The organism is Arenicella chitinivorans (assembly GCF_014651515.1).
Lineage (GTDB): Bacteria > Pseudomonadota > Gammaproteobacteria > Arenicellales > Arenicellaceae > Arenicella > Arenicella chitinivorans.
In genome coordinates this window covers 759,329-780,004 of record NZ_BMXA01000001.1, presented here as the reverse complement: position 1 = coordinate 780,004, position 20,676 = coordinate 759,329, and the positions used below count along the sequence as shown (strand labels likewise).

The 20,676-nt window shown below is 49.1% G+C and carries 17 protein-coding genes; 5 read left to right on the top strand and 12 right to left on the bottom strand.

The window, feature by feature from the left end; all coding sequences use genetic code 11:
• The first annotated feature begins 171 nt into the window (after positions 1-171).
• Positions 172-834, top strand: a complete 663-nt coding sequence (locus IE055_RS03460; RefSeq protein WP_189398587.1) for an OmpW/AlkL family protein — start codon at positions 172-174, stop codon at positions 832-834.
• Between the two features lie 444 nt (positions 835-1,278).
• Here the strand turns inward: IE055_RS03460 and IE055_RS03455 are convergent, their stop codons facing one another.
• The 4 genes from IE055_RS03455 to IE055_RS03440 all read right to left on the bottom strand — a co-directional run bounded on the left by IE055_RS03455 (position 1,279) and on the right by IE055_RS03440 (position 6,168).
• Positions 1,279-2,967 (bottom strand): M35 family metalloendopeptidase, encoded by a 1,689-nt coding sequence (locus IE055_RS03455; RefSeq protein WP_189398586.1) that lies wholly within the window; start codon positions 2,965-2,967, stop codon positions 1,279-1,281.
• Positions 2,968-3,205: 238 nt separating this feature from the next.
• The gene (locus tag IE055_RS03450; RefSeq protein ID WP_189398585.1) at positions 3,206-3,757 is read right to left on the bottom strand and encodes a hypothetical protein; all 552 of its coding nucleotides are present in this window, start codon (positions 3,755-3,757) and stop codon (positions 3,206-3,208) included.
• A gap of 122 nt (positions 3,758-3,879) precedes the next feature.
• Positions 3,880-5,562, bottom strand: coding sequence for a hypothetical protein (locus IE055_RS03445; protein WP_229794114.1), 1,683 nt, complete (start codon positions 5,560-5,562; stop codon positions 3,880-3,882).
• A 198-nt stretch (positions 5,563-5,760) separates the two neighbouring features.
• Positions 5,761-6,168 (bottom strand): Rrf2 family transcriptional regulator, encoded by a 408-nt coding sequence (locus tag IE055_RS03440; protein ID WP_189398583.1) that lies wholly within the window; start codon positions 6,166-6,168, stop codon positions 5,761-5,763.
• A 137-nt stretch (positions 6,169-6,305) separates the two neighbouring features.
• Here IE055_RS03440 and IE055_RS03435 point away from each other — a divergent pair, with 137 nt between their 5' ends.
• Positions 6,306-7,022, top strand: a complete 717-nt coding sequence (locus IE055_RS03435) for a class I SAM-dependent methyltransferase (RefSeq protein ID WP_189398582.1) — start codon at positions 6,306-6,308, stop codon at positions 7,020-7,022.
• An 848-nt stretch (positions 7,023-7,870) separates the two neighbouring features.
• On the opposite strand, the gene IE055_RS03430 is transcribed toward IE055_RS03435, so the two are convergent.
• The 7 genes from IE055_RS03430 to IE055_RS03400 form a co-directional block, all read right to left on the bottom strand.
• Positions 7,871-8,680 carry an FkbM family methyltransferase gene (locus IE055_RS03430; protein ID WP_189398581.1) on the bottom strand — a complete coding sequence of 270 codons (810 nt, stop codon included), beginning with the start codon at positions 8,678-8,680 and terminating at the stop codon, positions 7,871-7,873.
• Positions 8,681-8,857: 177 nt separating this feature from the next.
• Positions 8,858-10,552 (bottom strand): right-handed parallel beta-helix repeat-containing protein, encoded by a 1,695-nt coding sequence (locus IE055_RS03425; RefSeq protein WP_189398580.1) that lies wholly within the window; start codon positions 10,550-10,552, stop codon positions 8,858-8,860.
• Positions 10,553-10,878: 326 nt separating this feature from the next.
• The gene (locus IE055_RS03420) at positions 10,879-11,862 is read right to left on the bottom strand and encodes a glycoside hydrolase family 26 protein (RefSeq protein ID WP_189398579.1); all 984 of its coding nucleotides are present in this window, start codon (positions 11,860-11,862) and stop codon (positions 10,879-10,881) included.
• 8 nt (positions 11,863-11,870) lie between these two features.
• Positions 11,871-13,541, bottom strand: a complete 1,671-nt coding sequence (locus IE055_RS03415) for a glycosyltransferase (RefSeq protein ID WP_189398578.1) — start codon at positions 13,539-13,541, stop codon at positions 11,871-11,873.
• 23 nt (positions 13,542-13,564) lie between these two features.
• Entirely contained in the window at positions 13,565-14,746 is a 1,182-nt protein-coding gene (locus tag IE055_RS03410) for an HlyD family secretion protein (RefSeq protein WP_189398577.1), read from the bottom strand.
• 115 nt (positions 14,747-14,861) lie between these two features.
• Positions 14,862-16,199, bottom strand: a complete 1,338-nt coding sequence (locus IE055_RS03405; protein WP_189398576.1) for a TolC family protein — start codon at positions 16,197-16,199, stop codon at positions 14,862-14,864.
• Between the two features lie 188 nt (positions 16,200-16,387).
• Positions 16,388-16,711 carry a hypothetical protein gene (locus IE055_RS03400; protein ID WP_189398575.1) on the bottom strand — a complete coding sequence of 108 codons (324 nt, stop codon included), beginning with the start codon at positions 16,709-16,711 and terminating at the stop codon, positions 16,388-16,390.
• A gap of 230 nt (positions 16,712-16,941) precedes the next feature.
• Here IE055_RS03400 and IE055_RS03395 point away from each other — a divergent pair, with 230 nt between their 5' ends.
• Positions 16,942-17,703 carry a TerC family protein gene (locus IE055_RS03395; RefSeq protein WP_189398574.1) on the top strand — a complete coding sequence of 254 codons (762 nt, stop codon included), beginning with the start codon at positions 16,942-16,944 and terminating at the stop codon, positions 17,701-17,703.
• A gap of 76 nt (positions 17,704-17,779) precedes the next feature.
• Here the strand turns inward: IE055_RS03395 and IE055_RS03390 are convergent, their stop codons facing one another.
• Entirely contained in the window at positions 17,780-18,142 is a 363-nt protein-coding gene (locus IE055_RS03390) for a hypothetical protein (RefSeq protein ID WP_189398573.1), read from the bottom strand.
• Positions 18,143-18,475: 333 nt separating this feature from the next.
• Here IE055_RS03390 and IE055_RS03385 point away from each other — a divergent pair, with 333 nt between their 5' ends.
• The gene (locus IE055_RS03385) at positions 18,476-19,183 is read left to right on the top strand and encodes a response regulator transcription factor (protein WP_189398572.1); all 708 of its coding nucleotides are present in this window, start codon (positions 18,476-18,478) and stop codon (positions 19,181-19,183) included.
• Between the two features lie 64 nt (positions 19,184-19,247).
• Positions 19,248-20,492, top strand: coding sequence for a sensor histidine kinase (locus IE055_RS03380; RefSeq protein WP_229794113.1), 1,245 nt, complete (start codon positions 19,248-19,250; stop codon positions 20,490-20,492).
• Positions 20,493-20,676 lie beyond the last annotated feature (184 nt).

The window sequence follows — 20,676 nt, the reverse complement described above, 5'->3', positions numbered from 1 at the left end:
GCTCAAACGCTAATGTAGATGGTCATATATTCTTTTGGCTTATCTACGACATAACGCTAAGGCGTTGAATGCGTGCAAGAAACTTGACCTAGATCAAGCCAGCCAAGCTCACTTCGCATTACTGTTTTTCCTGACAACGACGTTAACCAGACCTTTCAGAGGAAACACATTATGAAGCGATCAATTCTAGTTGCCGCCCTACTCTCAGCCTTACCCATGGTACCGGCCAACGCCTATAAAGCCGGCGACCTAATTCTGCGCGCGGGCGCTGCGAACGCTAACCCGGATGCCTCTAGCAGTGAAGTGCGCGTGGCGGGCGCCAATGTCTCAGGTTCCAGCGTCGACGTCGACGATAACACGCAACTTGGGCTTACTGGAACTTATATGTTCAGCGACGTGCTCGGTATTGGGTTGCTCGCAGCGACCCCATTTAAACACGACGTCTCAGCAAAAGGGATCGGCATCAACAAGGTCGCCACCGTGGAACACTTGCCACCAACATTAACACTACAGTATTTTCCACGCGCTGGTGACGCCGCGGTACAACCCTATTTTGGGCTAGGCGTAAATTACACGAGGTTCTTTTCTGAACAAACATCAGACGAACTAAACGCTGCGCTAGGCGACAGTGACATCAGCTTGGATGATTCATTTGGTCTGGCATTGGAAGCCGGTGTTGACGTGGCGTTTAATCAAAATTGGATTCTGAATGCCGCTGTCTGGCGTTTGGATTTGGATACCGACGCCACGATTAACTCCCCTGCCGGACAAGTGACCGTGGACGTTACAGTAGACCCTTGGGTTTACATGCTGGGACTCGGTTACAAGTTCTAGTTTAAATCCGAATCATGAGGAGCATGCCCTGCTCCTCATGTTATGAACTAAAACCACTCTAAAAAGGTGATTGCCATCCGTCAGACAATCGACTACTTCCCTGCTGCAGCGATCAATTCGATCCATGATGTAGCCTTATAAATTCCGCATACGACCCGTGTTCGGGCGAGTCATGTACGAACTGTCTCAAACAGCGGAGATGAAAGTCGATGTCAATACGGTTGGTTCTGCTATGAACGTACTGCCAAAACTTACCAGTAGTATCGCCGCTAACGATACTTACATGTCCTTTCATTTTGATGAACGCGCGAAATGCGGTGAGTGGCGCTAGGTCATTTTGTGACCGCGCGTTTATTACCACACATCCTGACGGTGTCAACCACGCTTCACTCATCAACACCATCGGGAATTAATCCGCTGCCAGCTAGTTTCACGCCGGCGCGTTCAACGACTTTTAAGCGTATTGAGTAGGCGTTGCGCAGACTCAGAAGCCTGGCCCTGCACACCTCGCTTAGCACGTCGTTTCTCTGCCTCTACATCCGCAAGCCGTTCAGACAGGTCGCGGATTTTTATTGTTGTTGTATCGTCCGTCGTTTTGTAAGTCGCAGACAACCGCGTGATCGTCGTCGGTGTATCGATGCCGGTCGACAGAGTCAGCGTAGAAGGCACGTAGTAATAATGCGAAGCGGCGATCGGTGAAGCGGTCCGATCAAATACATACATACTTCCGAGGTCACTGGACGGTAAGCCCCAAGGGTCCAACACAAACCAGGTTTTGTCGCCGCTCAAATACACACCATCAGCCGCATTCAGAATGTAGGAGAATGCGCTGGTAAGCGCCATCTGACCCGCAATAATCGCCCCGTCGGGGTCATTCACTACCTGCGTCTTATTGAAACGTGCAAAATCTTCAAACGAGTACCCAGATGAGTTGCGTTTCAAGCGCCAGCGGCCACCCAACTTCTTAACGGCGGTCACGGCCGCTGGCTCGGTTGGTTGAACCGGACCACGAGGTACCGCGTTCATACTCGCAATAACGGGCACAATCGATAGGAGCAGGTCATCACTGTCGGACGTCGACGGCGGAACTGGGTCGGGGTCTGGTCCGGGCTCCGGCATCGACAGAAATGGCGTGTTCTCAGCAAAGTACTCGTGAGAGTCGGCATTTTGAATCGCCTGAGCCGGATTGGTATCGGCTAAATTTCTCGCGCCGGCCTGGCCGTAGACGTGATCGTCTGTGTCGGCCACCACCACAAAGTGACTGAGTTCATGCACTATGGTGCCAGCTTTCGAGTCTGTGCCAGTTTGCGGTGCCGTCCAGAACGCATTACACAAATAGATGTCATATGGCTGGGTTGGATACACATAGGCAAAATAAGGTTCGCTGCATGAGCAGTCAAAATTTAAGGTCTGGTTCGCAGTAGCAAAATAGATCGCATTAAAGTTAGCTTGCACCTGAGTCCAGCGACTGGACGTATAGCTACCAAACCACTCCGCATATCTGGCTGCCGAACCACGCGCAGCGATTGGTGTGGATTCCAGATCGTCACGAGCCACTTTTGCGATACTCTCGGCTGCATCCAGAGCGCTGGAAATCTGGCTTTGCTCAGAAGCCGTGCATGATGAGTAAGTTGGTGTTTGCTTGAAAAGCGGGCGTGGGCTGTTGATGGTCAGCGACACCGAGGCCTTAAAACTTCGCTGTGATTGACCACGATGACGTTCGCTCAATTGAATTTCATACGAACCGACATCGGAGAAATCATAGGCCTGACTTAGGTCGACTATCGCGGAGCGTGTTTCTGACGGTGCCAAGGTAATGTAGTCTGCCGCGTTTGGTATACCGCGCTTATAAACCCGCCCACGATACATCAAGCCCCGCCCCTCGAAACGTGCATCGAGTAAGTCGTCATTCAGTCTTCCTTCTAGTGCGGTGCCCCAAACCAACATCGAGACCGGAGTCTGGGTGGTATTTGTGTAATTAAACCGCAGTAACACCTCCGTGTTGTCCGATTCATGGCCTTTCACTTGAGCAATACTCACGTCAATACCCGCTGGCAATTCGGCGTACACACTGGACTGTACAATTACACCCATCGCCACGGCGATGCACGCCTGAACAAATAATTTTCGCACTATTAACCCCTAAACTACGACAACAACGATCATCCTCGTGTCATCTATTTCGAATGAACTTTTACCATCCCTGCAACACGCTGACGACGACCCGCACGAAGGCTCACAACCCCACGATAAAGCCTTGGTATTAGAGGACCGTGGATCGGGAGAAACTAGAGGTTAACATAACGCTGGTGGCACGACCAACTGTCGGTATTAGATGAACGCCCAGACTAAAAGGGCTGCCTTGCATGCGTTAAACACTCGGAATAATCAACGGCGGACAGGCTGTGCCGGATGCCTGGGATTTCGAGTCGCTCACGGTCTGACCATGGTAAGTATGCGGTACCGACGTGTAAAATCTAAGTTGATAAGTCCCGGTAAGGCCTGAACTGGACCCCCAGTCCCGCCCAATAGCCAATTTGTAGCGACCGGCTGTTGGCAGCGTCAAATGAATGAGCTGATATGGCACGTTTTGCCCAGTACATTCACGGTCTGCCGTACTCCCTGTCAATAAATTCGTACCACTCAATGACTGACCCGGCGCAAAGATCGCGGTTAGTACGACCGAGCTGCCGCCAATACTTCGCAGGTCAAGCATCGCGTTCGCTGGCTTATCAATCGTAAACTCGTATACATCCTGACAAGTTTCGGTGATTGCGCAGTTCCAAGCACCAGAAACTCCGATAAAGCTGTTACGCTGATCGGACTCCATTAATGGCACAACCACTACCTTGGTTTGGCCATGCACAACACCACCAAAACACAGCAACATCAAAACGACCAAGGTCAAAAAACGTATCTGCATAGCGTACTCCTGCAATAACAATTGTTGACTCGCAGTAATACTTACACAGGCCTTCTCTCATTCGTATCACTCAATTTAGGGAAATTTCGGTTATCAATAACCGCTCTGAAACCAAAGCCGAATTACTTATCGGGCAAGGTGCTCCCTGATTCCAGAGTTTCCACGACCTTAGTTTTAATACCGAAGTCTTCGGCCAGCCCCATCAAAAAACTGAAGTCTGAGCTAACAGACTGACCTGCCTGGTCCTTGGCCGCTAAAGCGGCAGACTTATGACAACCCACACAGCTGCCAGCCCCATTGACCTGAACGCAAGTACCTTTGTCGTACTCACATGTCCCGGTTTGCACATACGTTTCCATGGTGGTGTTGGAGAGAAAATCCGGTACCGCTGAGCGCTGTACAAACGGTGGTGCGGTTTGCTCAATATCGGCGCCCCACTGCGTTCCAATTAAAGTGTAATTTGCAAACACTGAATTCACCGATTTGAGACGCTTAGCCCATTGCGAATCAATAATTGCGGTCAGTGAGTACGATTTGGCACACTGCACCACTTGCGTACCGTACTTAGGTGTACCACCAGAGTTGGCGTTCAAGTAGTTACCCGCATACGGTTGGCTTGGACGCCATACGTATTTGCCTTTGGTCCGCGTCGCAGGCGGTTTATTGTTAACACATGCCTTGCAGTCAGGGTTGTACAGAGAGTAACTCTTGTCCGTCGCAGGGACTGCCAGGGGACAATTCGAATCAGGGTATTTTCCATAACTCGCAAACTCGATTGGATCAGCAGGGTCAGACGAAAGTGGCGCGTTGTCTCGATGCTCAAAGGTAGCCCAGATCCACTGATCTTTCAGATCACCACGCACGGGGTTCTTTTGCATGATATGCATACCGACTAAACCAAGCGACACCTGCGCACAGATTGGCTTTTGGTTGGAAACCATCTCCGATGAGACTTCCAGTAAGGCCTCCATCGAAAGGTATTTACTTTTTTGGTCTTTCGGCGTGAGAATTCGCCACGCAGTCTTCATTTCAATCGCGCCGACCTTGCCATTTGATTTCTCTGTCGTTGAATCGACGGCAACTAAATCTTCACCCTCTGGAAACGAAAAGTCTAAGCTATTTGCCTGCAAAGACTTTATATAGCGCTGCTGCCCATCCACCGACTTTAGCGTGTAAACATAGCTTTGATTACCATTTGTTTCGACTCTTGGCTTAGTGATAAACCACTCTTCCACCGGGTTTAGTCGCCGCTCATATATAACCCAGTTTCCATACCGGTCAATCAGCGGCTGGTTGCTGGATGCTTCCAGAATACCGTCAAGACGGCTATCAGGTTGGCCACCAGTCTTACTCATAATACTGAAACGCGGCAAACTCTGGGGATTGGCGCACACGGGCGGCTCAGCCCCAAAGACATCTTGCGGCCGTTTCCAAGTTTGCCAAACACGCTGGCCAACCCCATTCAAAGCAATCGCTGGTGGCGCACTGCTATCAAGCGACCAGTTAGCGGCGACAAACATTTGCCAGGCCATATTATCGAAGGGACTCTGTGAATCACGATCGAAATCGGAAACTACCGCAGGCAAACCATGATACCCAACGCCGGGTGTTACTGCCGGGTCTTGCCCAATCATCGATGGCATGATCGAACACAGTGTCGACCCGCCATCCGCACAGAACCGGGCTTGTGGTGTGTAAGTCGAAGACTGAGCAACTAACGGTGGCGACATCACGGTAGTTAGTATTGAGACTGCAATAACCCTCAGCAACCCAAGCTTGGAGCCAAAAAAAGTCAATTCACACATTACATCCTCCATATATTTTTCATTGGCAGCGAACCCTGAATGTCCGCCAACGCGTATTCAACACTCAGATTACTCCGATACTCCAAACGGCAACATGGACAATAGTCGGTTTTTAAATATGGCTAGTCGGGGCATGTAATTCAGCCAGATCGACAGTCAGTTGTGACTGAACCGCCCGGCTGGATCCCTGTACTGGCCCTATTGCCATTCGGCGAGCTGACTTAGCTTTAAGGTTTTCATTCGCTGTAGAATAAGCTGCTGAGCCTCGTCTAGAACGGCACCTAACTCCCGATTAATTGATTTTTCAATGGCACAGTCCGTATGTTCGTCGGTGAGTCCTAATGTAAACAGAGAACCGTCGCCAAAGACTTGATGAATATCCAACATCGTGATGTTCTCTAGCGAATGCGCCAACACCCAACCACCGCCTCGCCCTGGAATGGTGGTAATAAACCCGGCTTTGCTTAGACTTGCCATGAGCCGACGGACCACCGCCGGATTAGTCGCCAACATAGCGCCTATTTGTGATGAAGATAACGGTTCATTGCTGGCACCCATGTGAATGAGTACATGCAGAACACGAGACAAGCGGCTATCTTTTCGCATTAGAGTGATTTATGAAACTTTATTAGTTACATATATTGAATTTATCTGAACTATAAATGTAACATATGTCGTTACTACTTAAAGGCGCCGAACACCGGAGCGTCTTTTTTTTCACTCCGCAAACTCGTGAGGTAATAATGCAACCAGATGACGTCGTTGCGCTGTTTGACCAACAGGCAGAAAACTATGATACCCAATGGACGAACCTGTTCCCCATTACAAACGGGCTCTATTTTTTATTGAACTCGGTGTTCAAACCCCTACCCGCTGACGCGACACTGTTATGCGTAGGCGCCGGCACAGGAAGAGAGATCTGCTACTTGGCAAACCAGTTCCCGCAATGGCGGTTCACCCTAGTTGAGCCGTCTCACAATATGCTAAGTGTCTGCCAAGCGACATTAAAAAAACTCGGCCTAGAATCAAGGTGTGAATACCACTGCGGATATATTGAAACATTAGCACGCACCACCCAATACGATGCGGCTACCAGCATCCTTGTCTCACACTTCATCACGGACCAACAGGTTCGGACAAATTATTTCCGACACATCGCATCTCACCTGACCCCCAATGGCGTATTAGTCAACGCCGACTTATGCGCTGATCAATCTTCGGCGTTATACAACCAGGAACTGACCCTGTGGTTTAATACGGTAGCGCGCTCGGGCAACCCCGAACTGAGCTTTGAAAAATTAAAGCTGATGTATGCAAATGACGTCGCCTTGCTACCCAGTCGGGTCGTTAGCTCGATCATTAATAAAGCGGGCTTCAATACGCCAATCAAGTTCTTTCAATCCGGTCTGATTCATGCTTTCTGTGCCGACCAAATGGCGGGAAACACACACCATCATTAATGTTTACTAAACGTTTATCACAGACAATAAAGTCGGTTCCGGTGCGGGAAGTCTCGCTGGTCTGGTAAATTTTCGCGCTAAATGTTCCTTATACGTGACGCGGTCACCCGGCGGGCACGGTGTACACTACCCTTCGTCCCGGATACCCTAGGATCAACAAGCTTCCCAACACAAGCAACTTAGCCGTGCGCGCAAAGTTCAAGTTAGGGGATGACAGGCACACTAGTCCACCTTAACACTTTGCCTACTGAAAAGGCAGTGTGGGTCTTGATACCAGTCACTGAAAATTGAATTACGCCAACTATTACAGGGTCCTGCTGGATCAAAAATCTAGCCAACACAAACACGCTCGTCCGTACAATGAACCATTAACAAACTAGCAGAATCAAAAAAGGCAACGGTCATAGCGACTCAAACGTAGTGGCTGGTGCTTGAGGTACTCCTCCCTCGCCCAACGTAGACCAACTCCCACCGCAGTGCTCTGTACCAACTGAGTGCTGGAACAACTATTGCTTTCTATAACTCTAGTGATCCGGTATTTGATTTGGGCATCGGGACGACCTGAGGAGCTACGAATGTATAACCGTTTGCAACCGACATCAAGGGTTACAATAGTGAAAGTATCATCAGTAGAAAAGGAGCTGTTACCACGTGCTATTAGAATCAGGGTATCCGAAAAAGTATGCTTTACTTTAATTACTGTGTTCGAAAGATATTGAGTGAACTTGCTTGCTTAGAAGCACAAGCATGACAAAGGTTGACGTTTTACGTTACTGGCCAACCAACCAATATTGTAAGGTCTTGAATTATGTGTTCGAGCAAAACCCAAGTAGCTAGATATATTCTCCTTAAGGCGCGGTACTATCCAACAGCGATACTTTTCGTGTTTTGCTTAAGGCCCTTGCAATATCATGCACCTTCTCAGCTGGCACTGCGAGATAATCAGTTGTGGATAGCTCATTTACTTCCTTGGGTCTGATCTTATCAACTTCACACAACTCGGCGTTCCCAATAATTTGCAAAATTCTGTAACCAAATGAACGAATCAGGGCCTCCAATTCAAGAATTCGTTTTGTACGAAACAGTTTCGTCTCATCATCCAAAGCTTGCTTGCTCACTGCAATAAAATGATGCAACACTTCAAACAAAATTATTGGTCTAAGTCTTCGAATACTGTGTTCGAGACCAGCAACCACTTCCAACTCAGCCCCCTCAACATCAATCTTGATAAGCCCCAGTTTGTCGATCTCCAGCGATTCAACAATTTCATCTCCTTTCACAACGACAATTGACGTTTCAAAGTTATAAAATTCTTCGGGCCGGAAGCCATCGATCATAGATGCGACCGGTGATGATAACTGCCCAACTAGCTTGGGGTCAAGAGACTTTATTGTACAGACCGTATTTGACAAGCCCAACGCAACTGGATAAACCTTAAAGTTATTCAGCTTATTTTGATTTAAGAAATACTGTACGCCATATAAAGCACCAACTTGAGGCTCGAACCCGTGATAATCGATATCGGTTGATATTTCGAGTAGCTTCAATAAAGTTTGACCACGGTTAACACCCACGTCAAATACTGCCCCAGTAGTCACGCTCAACACGGCAGGGATCACATCTCTCAAATATTGTTCATGGTTAGTATTCGTTGCCATTGTACTAGGCAACATGTTGGACCAATGATAAGAGCGTCCACCTAGTTCTAGCAATTTGCCATCCGAAGCCTGTACCGACTTAAGTCTAGCCAGGGTGCTACTAAGTCTTTTTATGATTCTATTTAACATTCCACAATCACATAAGTAGGTTAAATGCCTATTAAAACGCCGGCAGTCTTATAACTCGATATTCACAGCTTTGCCGTTAACAGGGATAACGAACCGCAACCCCTGTTCAGATAAATGGCCTGAAGTGATAACCCCCTCGAAGGCGCCAATATCACACGCTCCACCGAGCCTTGATTCCCCACGTTGATCAATGATTACCGGGGTACCTGTGCCACAATGAGTCGCATTACCTGTATCAATTGCCAAACTTCCTTTCAATAACCCATGAGTTTTGGCACACTCGCTTGATCCAGACACGCCAACAGAGCTCTGACATGCATTGTCTTCGAGTGCCCCAAAGAGCTCCGAACTGAATGCAGCAAACTCACCATCTACGGCAGCATTAAAGTCCTCATTGACTAGGACAAACTGATCCGCACTCGGCCCGCTAACTGACTCTTCATAGGGTTTAGATGCGCTTCCAATGATGTTTGACCCCAAGCTGGTAAACCCGCTATAACCAGACATATACACTTCTGCACCTGTATTTTGTGCAACATTTCCTGACAGTATTGTGTTTGCCATCTGCACGCTGCCCAGACTCCCGATTCGTAGCCCACCGCCTTGATTAGCTGCATTTTTGCTGATCGTGCTACTAGCAAGGAACACACTACCATCAGTGACGTCGAGCCCACTACCACCGGAGTTACCAGAGATTGTGGTGTTCACAATTGAAAGACTAACTGGTGCTGCGGGGTAAAGGCCACCAGTACTAGCAGAGGAACGCCCTACCCCGATGATGCCTCCCATCCCATTATTTGAGACCTCACTGTTCCGCAAGGAAATTGTAGTTGCACTACTCGCGAAGACGCCCGATCCGCCATTGTCGGTTACGATTAAATTCGTCAAATCTAGGTTACAATAGTTGGAAAAGACTCCGCCCCCTACGTTAGTGTTAATCTTAGAATTGGTAACGGTAGCACTGCAAAAAACCACAGGATTTGACGGCGTGGCCTCAAGCTCACTGATACCTCTTAACACAATACCCTCACCAGTATTCTGCGAGACTTCCGAATCTATAAGTGTCAATTGCGCATTTTCCGACACTGAAATTCCGACAGAGTCATTTGATGAGACGGTCGACTCACTTAACCAAGCCGAAGAGGTATCATCAACAAGAAGCCCCCCAGTTGGATCTAAATTCACCAAGCCTTGACCAGCCGCACTGTTCTGCGATATCTCGACGTTGAGCAATGTTACCGCGCTCCCACCTTCAATCGCGATACCGCCGCCACTGACGCCCGCTTGACTTGCAGTCACGTTGGCATTTGTCAAACTCAGACTCCCGCCTCCGGATACCAATACAGCTCCGCCTCGAGTAGCAGTGCTTCCACGAGTAAGTGATATATCCGAAATACTAAGAATACTGCCAGATACATCGAAGATTCGTGTTTCCTCATCACCGTCAACAGCGATCGCGTCAACACCTAAGCCATTAATCGCGACATTCTTTCCAGCTACGATACTGAGAGGACCTTTGGAATCATCCAATACAATATTCGTGATTCCCATCGTATGAAAAACCACGGGATCAAAGACGACACTATCTGCTACGCCAAAACCGTCTGCCATATTCGCGCAGCCATTCTCTAAGGTCTCTAAGTTCAAAGATATGATGGCTTCTCTAAGCGTGCAGCCTGCTGTATCAGTGTCAGACTGACTTGTAACAGTGATTGTTGCGGCATGGCCCGGTGCAGAAATCATGTTTGCTAGTGCTAGTGAAACACATGTTTTCAAGAGACGAAATTTTCTAGTCATTATAGATTCAAGTATTCCTTTCTGAAGTGATTATTTGGGTAACTTATCTCCGCTCATTGTGACGACGGCATTGCCTTCTAAGTTGTGACTGAGACCAGCACGCCTTTGGAGAGAAGCTTCATACACGACCGATCAATACCATAAATTTTCAAGATGACGTATAAATCAAGCTAACCATGCTGTTTCACCAATAATAACTCGGCCCTTCAAATATTCAAAGCGCTTAAAAATGATAGCTGGTTTGCTCGGTACTTTTCAGTATCACAATTTCCTTATTGGTCTATGTAGCGAACCGACTTCCAATAAGGTGCATGCATTTTTTCGCGCCACTGTTTCAATACATAGCCGTCAGAGGCGATTCGAGCGTCGCCCCACTCCAACACACGATGTTGGGCCTGCGAGTCCCAGTTCACATTGATCATCGATACGGCTTTGATTTCCGGTGTGGATTCAATCAAGTCGAAGAAGGGTTTGTACCAGTAGTCCCAGTAAGATTTTCCTTGTGCGGCTTTTTGCGTCACGGTGTATCGAATTGCACTCGCTTCAGCAATCATGACCGGCTTTTGCTTTGCTTTGGCTATCTCGATGATACGCTGGCGATTTGGTCCTGCGTGGTATCCGTCATCTGAGACCTGAAAGTAGCTGATGGCAAGCCAGTCGACGAACCGATCACCGGGATACCACGCCATCACATCCCGCTCCTGATAGGTCGGCAGCATTGCGAACGAATGCCAGACTAGTTCAATATTGCTAGCCCGTCGCGCCTGCTTGGCGATTTTTCGGTAAGCCGCAACGAACTCGTTTGGTTGATAGCGATTGTGTGGCCCATCAAACTCATACCCTATACGCAGAAATATTCGTTGACCGCTTTGTGCGAGCCGATCCACGAGCTGTTCAACCTGCACATCGAACTCACCCTGGTTAACCTTCGCCAACTCTTCGGGGGACATCCATAATGCGACCTGGACCATCAGTGGTTTGTAGACCGACTGCAAGTACCAAAAGTCCTGATGATTGTCACCCGGTGCATTGGCATGTGGTCGTTCGAAACCATTACCATGCAGTGACGTATAAAACGCCGCCCCGACCGGACGCGGACACGCGTTACCTTGTTCGCAAACATGCGTCAGGTAGTCGGCGAATTCTTCGCGGCTTTGACCAGCGAAGAACAGCACACTCTGATCTTCTCTTGCCGTCACCAATTCACCCAACAACAAGTTCAAAAATAAAACGGTTAGTAAGACGCGATGTCGCATACTTTCTCCTAAAACAGCCTCAGCGCGAGCTGCTTTATCGACTTTTTGACACTGCCAATTCGGCTCACATGCGGATTGATCACCATAGGCCGTTGAACACAGGCCAGAGATGAGAGATACAACAACCAGAGCGTGTAGACCGTGAGTGAGATCATCAAACCAAAGTCAGTTCGCCACAGAACATCGTCATTCATGAAACCGAGATAGCGTGCCAAAAAGCCGGTCAGAGTCAGCACAGCGATACCAATCAACGGAAGCATTAAATTCCAATACACAACCGTGTCGGTGGCCTCCTTGGACTTTAGCGTAACCGAAAACTCTTGGTTAAACGGATTCAACAACGTGGCAAAGACGCCCTTACATAACTGGAATATACCCACTATGCGACCGACTTCAGAAACAATGGGAATTGTTTTGCCGTAGCTCAACCAATAAAAACCGAGTGTCACCAATAAGATCCTAGGCGCTAACACGACCAGTAAATGCCCAAAATCCGTGTAGAACGGGGCAATACCAAGCCACCAATACACCGCTGGCGAGAGCAACAACATCAACGTCCACAAACTGCCGATGTGATACAGCACCGGGTCCAGAAAAAACAGCCGATCTACGATCGAGAGTGATCGGTTGCGCAACACACCATGTGGTGACAATAAACATTGCATCGTACCCCTACACCAGCGCGCGCGCTGTTTTACGAACGCGACGATGTCCTGGGTCGCGAGACCATGACTCAGTGGTTCGTTGAGGTAACGCACTTTATAGCCTTCAGCAATCAACTGATACGAAGTCGCGAGGTCTTCTGACACCGTCTCGGTAGAAAATCCACCAATCTTGTCCAATGCGCTGCGCAGGACAACAAAACTGGTTCCATAGCAAAACGCATTGTCCCAGCGGTCTCGGCCCGGCTGCATGACGTCTGAAAAAGTACACTGCGCTTCAGTCCAGGCGAATTCACCACCTAGATTATGTTGTATGGCGTCTGAGTTGCGGTAAATTTGCGGGGTTTGAATCAATGCCATTTTTGGCTCATTGAGCATCCCGACGGTACGCCAGAGAAAATTGGCGTGTAATTGAAAATCAGAGTCGACCACACACACAACCTCACCTGAAATCAACTTTAGAGCGTGGTTTAAATTACCCGCCTTGAAATTGATACGCTGCTCGCGTCGGATATAACCAACACCTTGCTCACTCGCCATATCGCGCAGCCAATCACGGTTTCCATCGTCTAGCACCCAGACCTTAAAGTTTGGGTACTGCACTGATTTGGCCGCCCGAATCGTGTCTATCAACATCTCAGGCGGCTCATTGAAGGTTGGAATCAAGATATCCACGTCAGGCAGTTCCTTCTGGCCGCGCAAAATCTCTTCCCAACGATCAGCCTCAGCGCTACGATTCGTTGGCGCGACTAAAACGAAAAAATGCCAATTGAGCAGAATGGCCGAGAGCGCCTCGAACAAGTAAAAGGTATGCATCCAAATGCTCTCTAACGAGAAGTCGAATGTCGGCAAAGTCTGTGTGTAGCGCCAGTTCAAGTAGCGCACATTGACTACCACAAACAGGATGGCGATTAACAGCCTCACCATACGGTGTTGACGATGGGCTGATTTGTACAGAATGACCAAACCGAGAACCAAGAGCAAGTTGGCTAACACACCGGGATACAATTGTGCCATGGCAGCGATCTCCTCCTGATTACCTAAGCGTTGGTCCTGAGCGCAATACTCAGGGCCACCATGATTTTTTCCGCGATCGACGGCTCAGAGCTGGTAATAATCACTTTGCCTAACCGCCCGATGTCACTAAGCAGAATATCGCCGTCAGTAATCGCGATCGTGAGTTTGATACTGAAATTACCCGGAGAGACCGACGCTATGGCGGAGTCTTCGCCGTCGGCACCGCCATCCTCCAATGCCATGATCGATTTCACGGTGCCGTTGTACAGCTTGTTACCCTTGTTGAGATAGATTACCGCGTGGTCGCCGACCGCGACTGCATCCAAAAAATGGCGCGCAAGATAGGCTTCCACGAACACACTACCGGGATGCGCCACCGACAATATCGGTGCATTACGCGCCACAGGTTGCCCGGTAATCACGTTCAGTTTCCAGACCAGACCATCAATCGGGGCCGACTGTGAGTGCGCAGCGCCGGCAGCCAATGTGGCTTGTAATTGTGTAATTTTGCGCTGGGCGGCATTCAATTCCGCCTGCAGCACAGACTTACGAAGCGTTAGCGATTGCTGCATTGGATCCAGTATCTCCGATCCACTCCAGGTATTGCTGGCGGCCTGGTTTTGCGCCTTAATCTGGGCTCGTGATATTTTCGCGCGTTCAAGAGCGGCTTCAGTCTCATTCACCAACGTGCGCGCTTCCATATTGGCTGTTTTAGTAGCCTGAAATTCCGCCAGTGTAATCACCTTACTGTCAAGCAGGCTCGCGTGTTGGCGCTCATTTTGAACCGCTAAGGCAGCCATGCTTTTCGCATCACTCAAACGCTGTTTCGCCAATGCGATCTCCGCATCAATTTGGACAAGTTCTCGCCGGCGCATCTCGGTATTCGCTGCACCCTGATCGTTGAGCGCCTCACTGACCGCCATCAACTCTTCTTCGGTTTGCTTGACATCCGAGCTGAGCGCGTTAATTTCATCCAGAATGAGCGCTTGATCCTGTTTGATCTCCACCGCCACTTCACCAGCCTCGATGGATTGGCGCTCAGTGATGAATAAGTTGCTGACGACACCTGATGACGATGCCGTTAGCTGATAAGTTTTCGCATTGACCACGGCGTGCGCGCTGGAAGGAAATACCGGCGGCAAAAACAGTGCCCAGAGAGACACTGTGATTAGGAGGATCGAAATAACGATTCGAATTTTTTGCATGTTTAGATCTCTGCAGCTGATCTAGACGAGTCGGCACACACGCAGAGCGGCATGCCGACAAGAGACTAGTTTTAACCGATTTAGGTAGTCACGAGAGTCAGGTAACTCGCAAGACTTAATTGAAATATCCGTCAATCTCCGGCACGGCTTGATCTAACAGGGTGGCAGCCAGACTGTGCATGCGGACGTACTGATCTAGTAAATCGTACTTTGCTGAGATCACGGCACGACGGCTGTCTTCTAATTGCAGCTGTGCGCCAATATAGTCCATCAAGCCTTCTTTGCCCGCTTGATAAGCGCTGTCGCTCGCGCTGTTGAGCTCTTCTCGGTAACGCATGACCTCTTGCTCTAACTCAAGTCGACGCTTAGCCTGTTCAAAGGCACTCACTTGCAGTTCCAAGCCGCCTTCAGCAGTCGCCAGCATCTTATTTAAACGTGCTTGCTTGGCGTTTCTGAGGGCGTTAATTTCACTGATTTTATGGCGTGATTGACCGCCGCGAAATAATTTCCATTCGAGCTGAATGCCAACTTCGTAGTCTTCGATTTGATTGGGACCCCCAAACACCGTTTCGGCAGCATCATCGTATTCATACTGTGCCACCAAGCTTACTTTCGGTAAACGCTTCGCACGCTCTGTTGACTCCCGCGCATTCAGCAACTCGATGTCGGTACGCAAACTAATGACATCGGCATCCATCATGGCGCCGCCAGTAACAGGCTCAGAGGGTGCAGCCAAACCGGCAAAGTTCGATCGACTATCGATCACTGGGACTGCTTCCGCTCCTCCAACTAAACGGGAATCCAGATACGAGCGGCTGCGGGCTGTGGTTGAATTATAGAATTCTCGATTCTTTTGGGTATTCAACAGCATCGCATTGATCGAGTTCAATTCACGTACTGTGATCAGGTTTGCCTCTAGCTTTTTAGTAGCTCGCTGCTTTTCTTGCGCCAGTAGTGAAACGGAACGTCCGTAAGACTCACGCAGCTCTTTCCCTTTGGCAATTGCCAGATAGGCCGTCAAAAACGTTTCGGCGATTTCGGATTTTTCCAGTGCCAAGGCATCTTGACTGAATTTGGTGTAGGCTTTGGCCTCGGCGATTTGGCCATAAATCTCTTTATCAAAAATTGGTTGTGAGATCGATGCAGTAAAACGCGAGTTGTCAAAGGTGTTTTCGCCATCGCGGATCAAGCTTGACTCCACTGCGCGCACAGATTCGTGGCGCCGGGCTTCAATGCCCTTGAGTTTGACCGCTGGGAATAAATCCGCACGGGCTGCCTTCACTCGCGCCTCCATGGCTTGGTGCTGATAAGTCTGAGCCGAATTTTCGAGCTCACGCGCCAGCTCAGATGCAATAGCAGACTCCAATGGCCCCGCGCTGGCAGATGAAATTACGGCAAAAGAAGAAACGAGCGCGATGGCGCCGTGTCGAACGAACGAGCATGTTGTACCCATAAATTTTTCCCCACGAAAAATTATTTATCAGTGGCTTTGTGGCCACTGCTTTAATTAGAAAACCAAAACCCGATGACCTCAACGCCATGGAGCACACCCAACCCAGACGGTCTTACCCTGACTGGCCCAACACTTTACCCACCAATCGTATAACTTGAATTTAGACAAGCACCGCGATCTGAGTCGCGTTATGAGCTTGGTAGATCTAAGTCACACGAACAATCTGTTCCACTTCCGGTTGAAACCTCACGCACATCACACAGCTGAGCACCTTCGCTAGCGGCCTCAAATTCACATGCCGCCTGACAAGTCGCCGCGTCGCTGGGATTGCCGGAAAGTGGGCCACCCACCGTACTGTCTGTTGCACAAATTGCCGCGCTAGTTTGCGCATGTGCTGGCAGCAAGATCGACGACACTATCGGCGTGGACCAGACTGACCCTAAGCCGACGCCTTTCAAAAGTGAGCGTCTTGACGTGGATGCGTCTAAGTCCCGTTGTTTTTCATTGTGCATGGAATAATCAACCCTGTATTCAATACGCTGAGCGCATCAATTCAAACTATATTTTGGAACCCAACCGAAAATAGTTAACGGAATCACTATAGAAAGTTGTTACAGGCAGAGATAGGGACTTTGGTCTAAGCTTTCGAGAATATTTGCAATGAAGCAAGCGAAAGGGTCGCAACTTAGTTCATAATCTCGCTTACTCTCATGATTTAATACTGCTCGGTTAGAGGCCTGAATTGTTCGAATGGATCACCACCACCGAAGGGTGGATTGCGCTTATTTCTTTGGTATCGCTGGAGATTGTGCTTGGCATCGACAATCTTATCTTCATCTCGATACTGGTAGGACGTCTGCCCGAATCACAGCGGGACCGCGCACGTTTGCTCGGTTTGAGTCTGGCACTGGTCATGCGATTAATGCTGTTGATTGGTCTGTTTTGGATCATGAAGTTAACCGCGCCCATAATTTCCATTTTAGGCGAGGCGATTTCAGGTCGCGACATTATTCTTATCGGAGGTGGTCTATTTTTGTTGGCCAAGTCGACACTGGAAATTCACCATAGCCTGGAGATTAATCACCCAACCGCGACTGCCAAACCAGCAGCAGCCTTCGGCATTATCCTGACACAAATCGCCATTGTTGATGTTGTATTTTCACTTGATTCGGTCATCACCGCGATCGGCATGGTCCAACACATCTCAATCATGGTGTTGGCGGTACTGACGTCCATCGTGGTAATGATGCTAGCAGCCAAAACCATTGGTGAATTTGTCGAACGCAACCCAACCATCAAAATCTTAGCACTGGCATTTCTGATACTGATTGGCGTTGCGTTAATCGCGCAGGGGCTAGATCTGCACATACCCAAAGGGTACATCTACTTCGCGATGGCGTTTTCCTTAAGCGTAGAATTGATCAACATTCGAGCACGCCGTAATAAAGAGGTCGAAACGATGCAACTAAGTCGCTACTTGGAGGGCGAACCCAAAAAGCACTAAACCGTGCCGATCAACGACGTGCTGATCTGAGTGAAGCGCACGCATTAGTTTGATGTGTGCGCTTGACTTAGACGGTTTATATCTCGATGCCAGCTTCCACATTGCTCACCTTACGGCGAGCCAGCGCCAAGTTTGCACGCGTTTTATCTAGTACCAGATAGATGAACAACCCTTTGTGTTTCGCGGTTGGACGAATCACATGAAACTGATCTTGCAGGGTAATCAGAATGTCGTCTATCTCGCCACTGATACCCAACTCTTTCATAGTGCGCATTTTCGCTTTAACGACTTGGGTAATCCCCGCAGCCGCAAGCTCAAGATCCACAGTTGATCCCGTCGCACCAAGCGTCATTCCCGACGTGTAATCCGCGATACAACAGCCGATCGCGCCATCGACATTCATCAGTTCTTGTAAGCTTTGATCAATATTTCCAGCCATTTTAATACCCACTTTCCACAACCCAGTCACCGACCAATCTCCGGTAGCGACTCACACAAACATTAATATAACGTCTCGTTAAATGACGGTTTGTCCACACACACATGGCCTGATCGTCAAGGACCGAGAGCTTACGGCACCGCTCAACAAACCCGCATCAATTAAATCTCAAATAATCATCAAACTGCCTCGCGCGCTACACGTAGACTGCACGGAGAAATACTTGACGCTGGGGTCCATTCTTTCTACGCTACTTTGCCCAATATCGCCTCAACGCCCCTTGGTTGCGGCAAAATATAGTGATTTCAGGTCGAACGAATTTGGTATGAGGCAATGGTAAAATTTAATGGACGCATCCGGTTGTTGGTGATAGAAGATCACACTGCGCTGTCTCAGAACCTGAGCGAATTTTTCGGCGAAAAACGCTACATCATTGACTTTGCTGCCGATGGGCTGACTGCGCTGCACCTACTGGCGACCAATCATTATGATGTAGTAGCCTTAGACCTGGGGCTGCCTGGGATTGGCGGAATAGAAATCTGCCGCCGGATTCGGGAAGACCTCAAATCGACCGTACCAGTCATCATCATGACGGCCAAAGGTGAAATGCGAAGCAAAGAAGAAGGCTTCAAGGTCGGTGCCGATGATTATCTGGTCAAGCCATTTCAGCTCAGAGAATTGCAATTGCGTATTGAAGCATTACATCGGCGCTCGACGGGTGCAGAAACCACGGAAATTCGTGCGGACAGTGTCCAACTCAACCTCGGCACATTAGAAGTGAGCATTGATGGGAAAAATCCCACCGCATTGTCTGGCATGGGCGCTCAAATCTTCGAGATCATAGTTCGGGCACACCCCAACTTCGTACCGTATAAGGAACTGAGTGAAAAACTTTGGGCCGAACGCGAAGTGGACGTGAACGTACTCCGAACCCACGTCTACTCACTACGAAAACGCTTACAACAACATTTTGGTGTCAATTTGATTAAGACCCTACACGGCCGTGGATATCGCTTGCACCCACCGCTGCCGAATGACTAAACCGTCGATTTCCAAAAAATTCTTCGCCACTGTTTTCCTGGTTAACATTGTCCTGGTGCTGGTGATGACGACACTGGTTGTCACCCTCACAAAACGTCTGGAAGAAGACTTTCTACGACAAGATTTTGTCGAAGAACGAAACTTTATCCTGTCCGAGCACCAGCTCGATGCACCATTATTCCATCGCACCAAAAATATTATCATCGAATACCTGCCAAACCAGACACCACACCTCGAACCCCAAACGCAGCTGTTCCAAAACTTGGAAGTTGGCCAACATATTCAGTTTGGCGTCGATGAGCACCGCTATATCGTCAATATTGAAGCGTTGGACAATGGCCGGTTTTTTCATGCCCGAGACGTCTCGCAAATATTTAAACGCGAATCGCGATTTTTCAAAATCGTGATCGGCATCGCCCTGCTGACCATTCTGATCAGTTTCTTTTTGGCGTATTCGAGCAGCCGTCGAATCGTGGCTCCATTGCGTGCCCTTACCCGTGATATCCGACGTACTCAAATCAGCAAAGAGTTTCAACTAAGCAACAAAGAGTTTGAGGACCGTGAACTCGACGAGATTGCCACGGTCTTTAACGAGTTCTTACACGAAATGTCACAATACCTGGAGCGCGAGAGAGCATTGGTCGGCATGGCCAGTCATGAGTTAAAAACACCCGTATCGGTCGTTCTAGGTGCGCTTGAGGTTTTGGAGAGCCAACACACCGTTTCGTCATCAAGTCAGCACGTCTTGAGGCGAATCGAATCGGCAGCTCTCGAAATGAGCGACAACATTGATGTCTTGCTCAAACTCTCACGTCGCGATGGTGGACTGAGCCCGCAGCAAACTCATATCGGCAGCATAGCAACAGGGGTACTGGATGACCTGAAATCACAGTATGACATTGATTCTCGAGTGGACCAAAACACGACGGATGACGACAGCTGGGTCGATGCAGACCCGGTACTGGTCAAGATGTTGCTGCGTAATCTGATCCAGAATGCGCTGCAGCACACCGGCGGAAAGATTCAGCTCACCCTGACTGACAAACACTTTGAAGTCATCGACCAAGGCAGCGACGGAAGTGATACGCGCCCGGTATTCCCGGATACAAACTCGGGCAAGTCGGTGGTTACCTCGAACAGTGGACTAGGCCTGTATATTGTCACCATGATCTGTGACCGGCTCGGCTGGTCGGTGAACGTACGAGGTAATGATCAGGGCGGCTCGTCGGTATGCGTGAGCACTGGGGCTGTGGATGGGACTGGAGCTGTGGTTGAGACTGGGACTGAAGCAAAATCAGACCGAACCTAAATTAACAAACTCACCGTATCAGCGGTAACAGTAAACTCAGTATCTCAGTCTGCCCCATATTCTAAGATTTGGCACTTCGTTCGGCGCGGTCGAACGAATCATCCGATTAATTCACTTTCGCACTACCCGTAGCCGTCAAAATTGGCGGGGGTAATACGATAGTCTGGGCTATCAAACAGTCCAA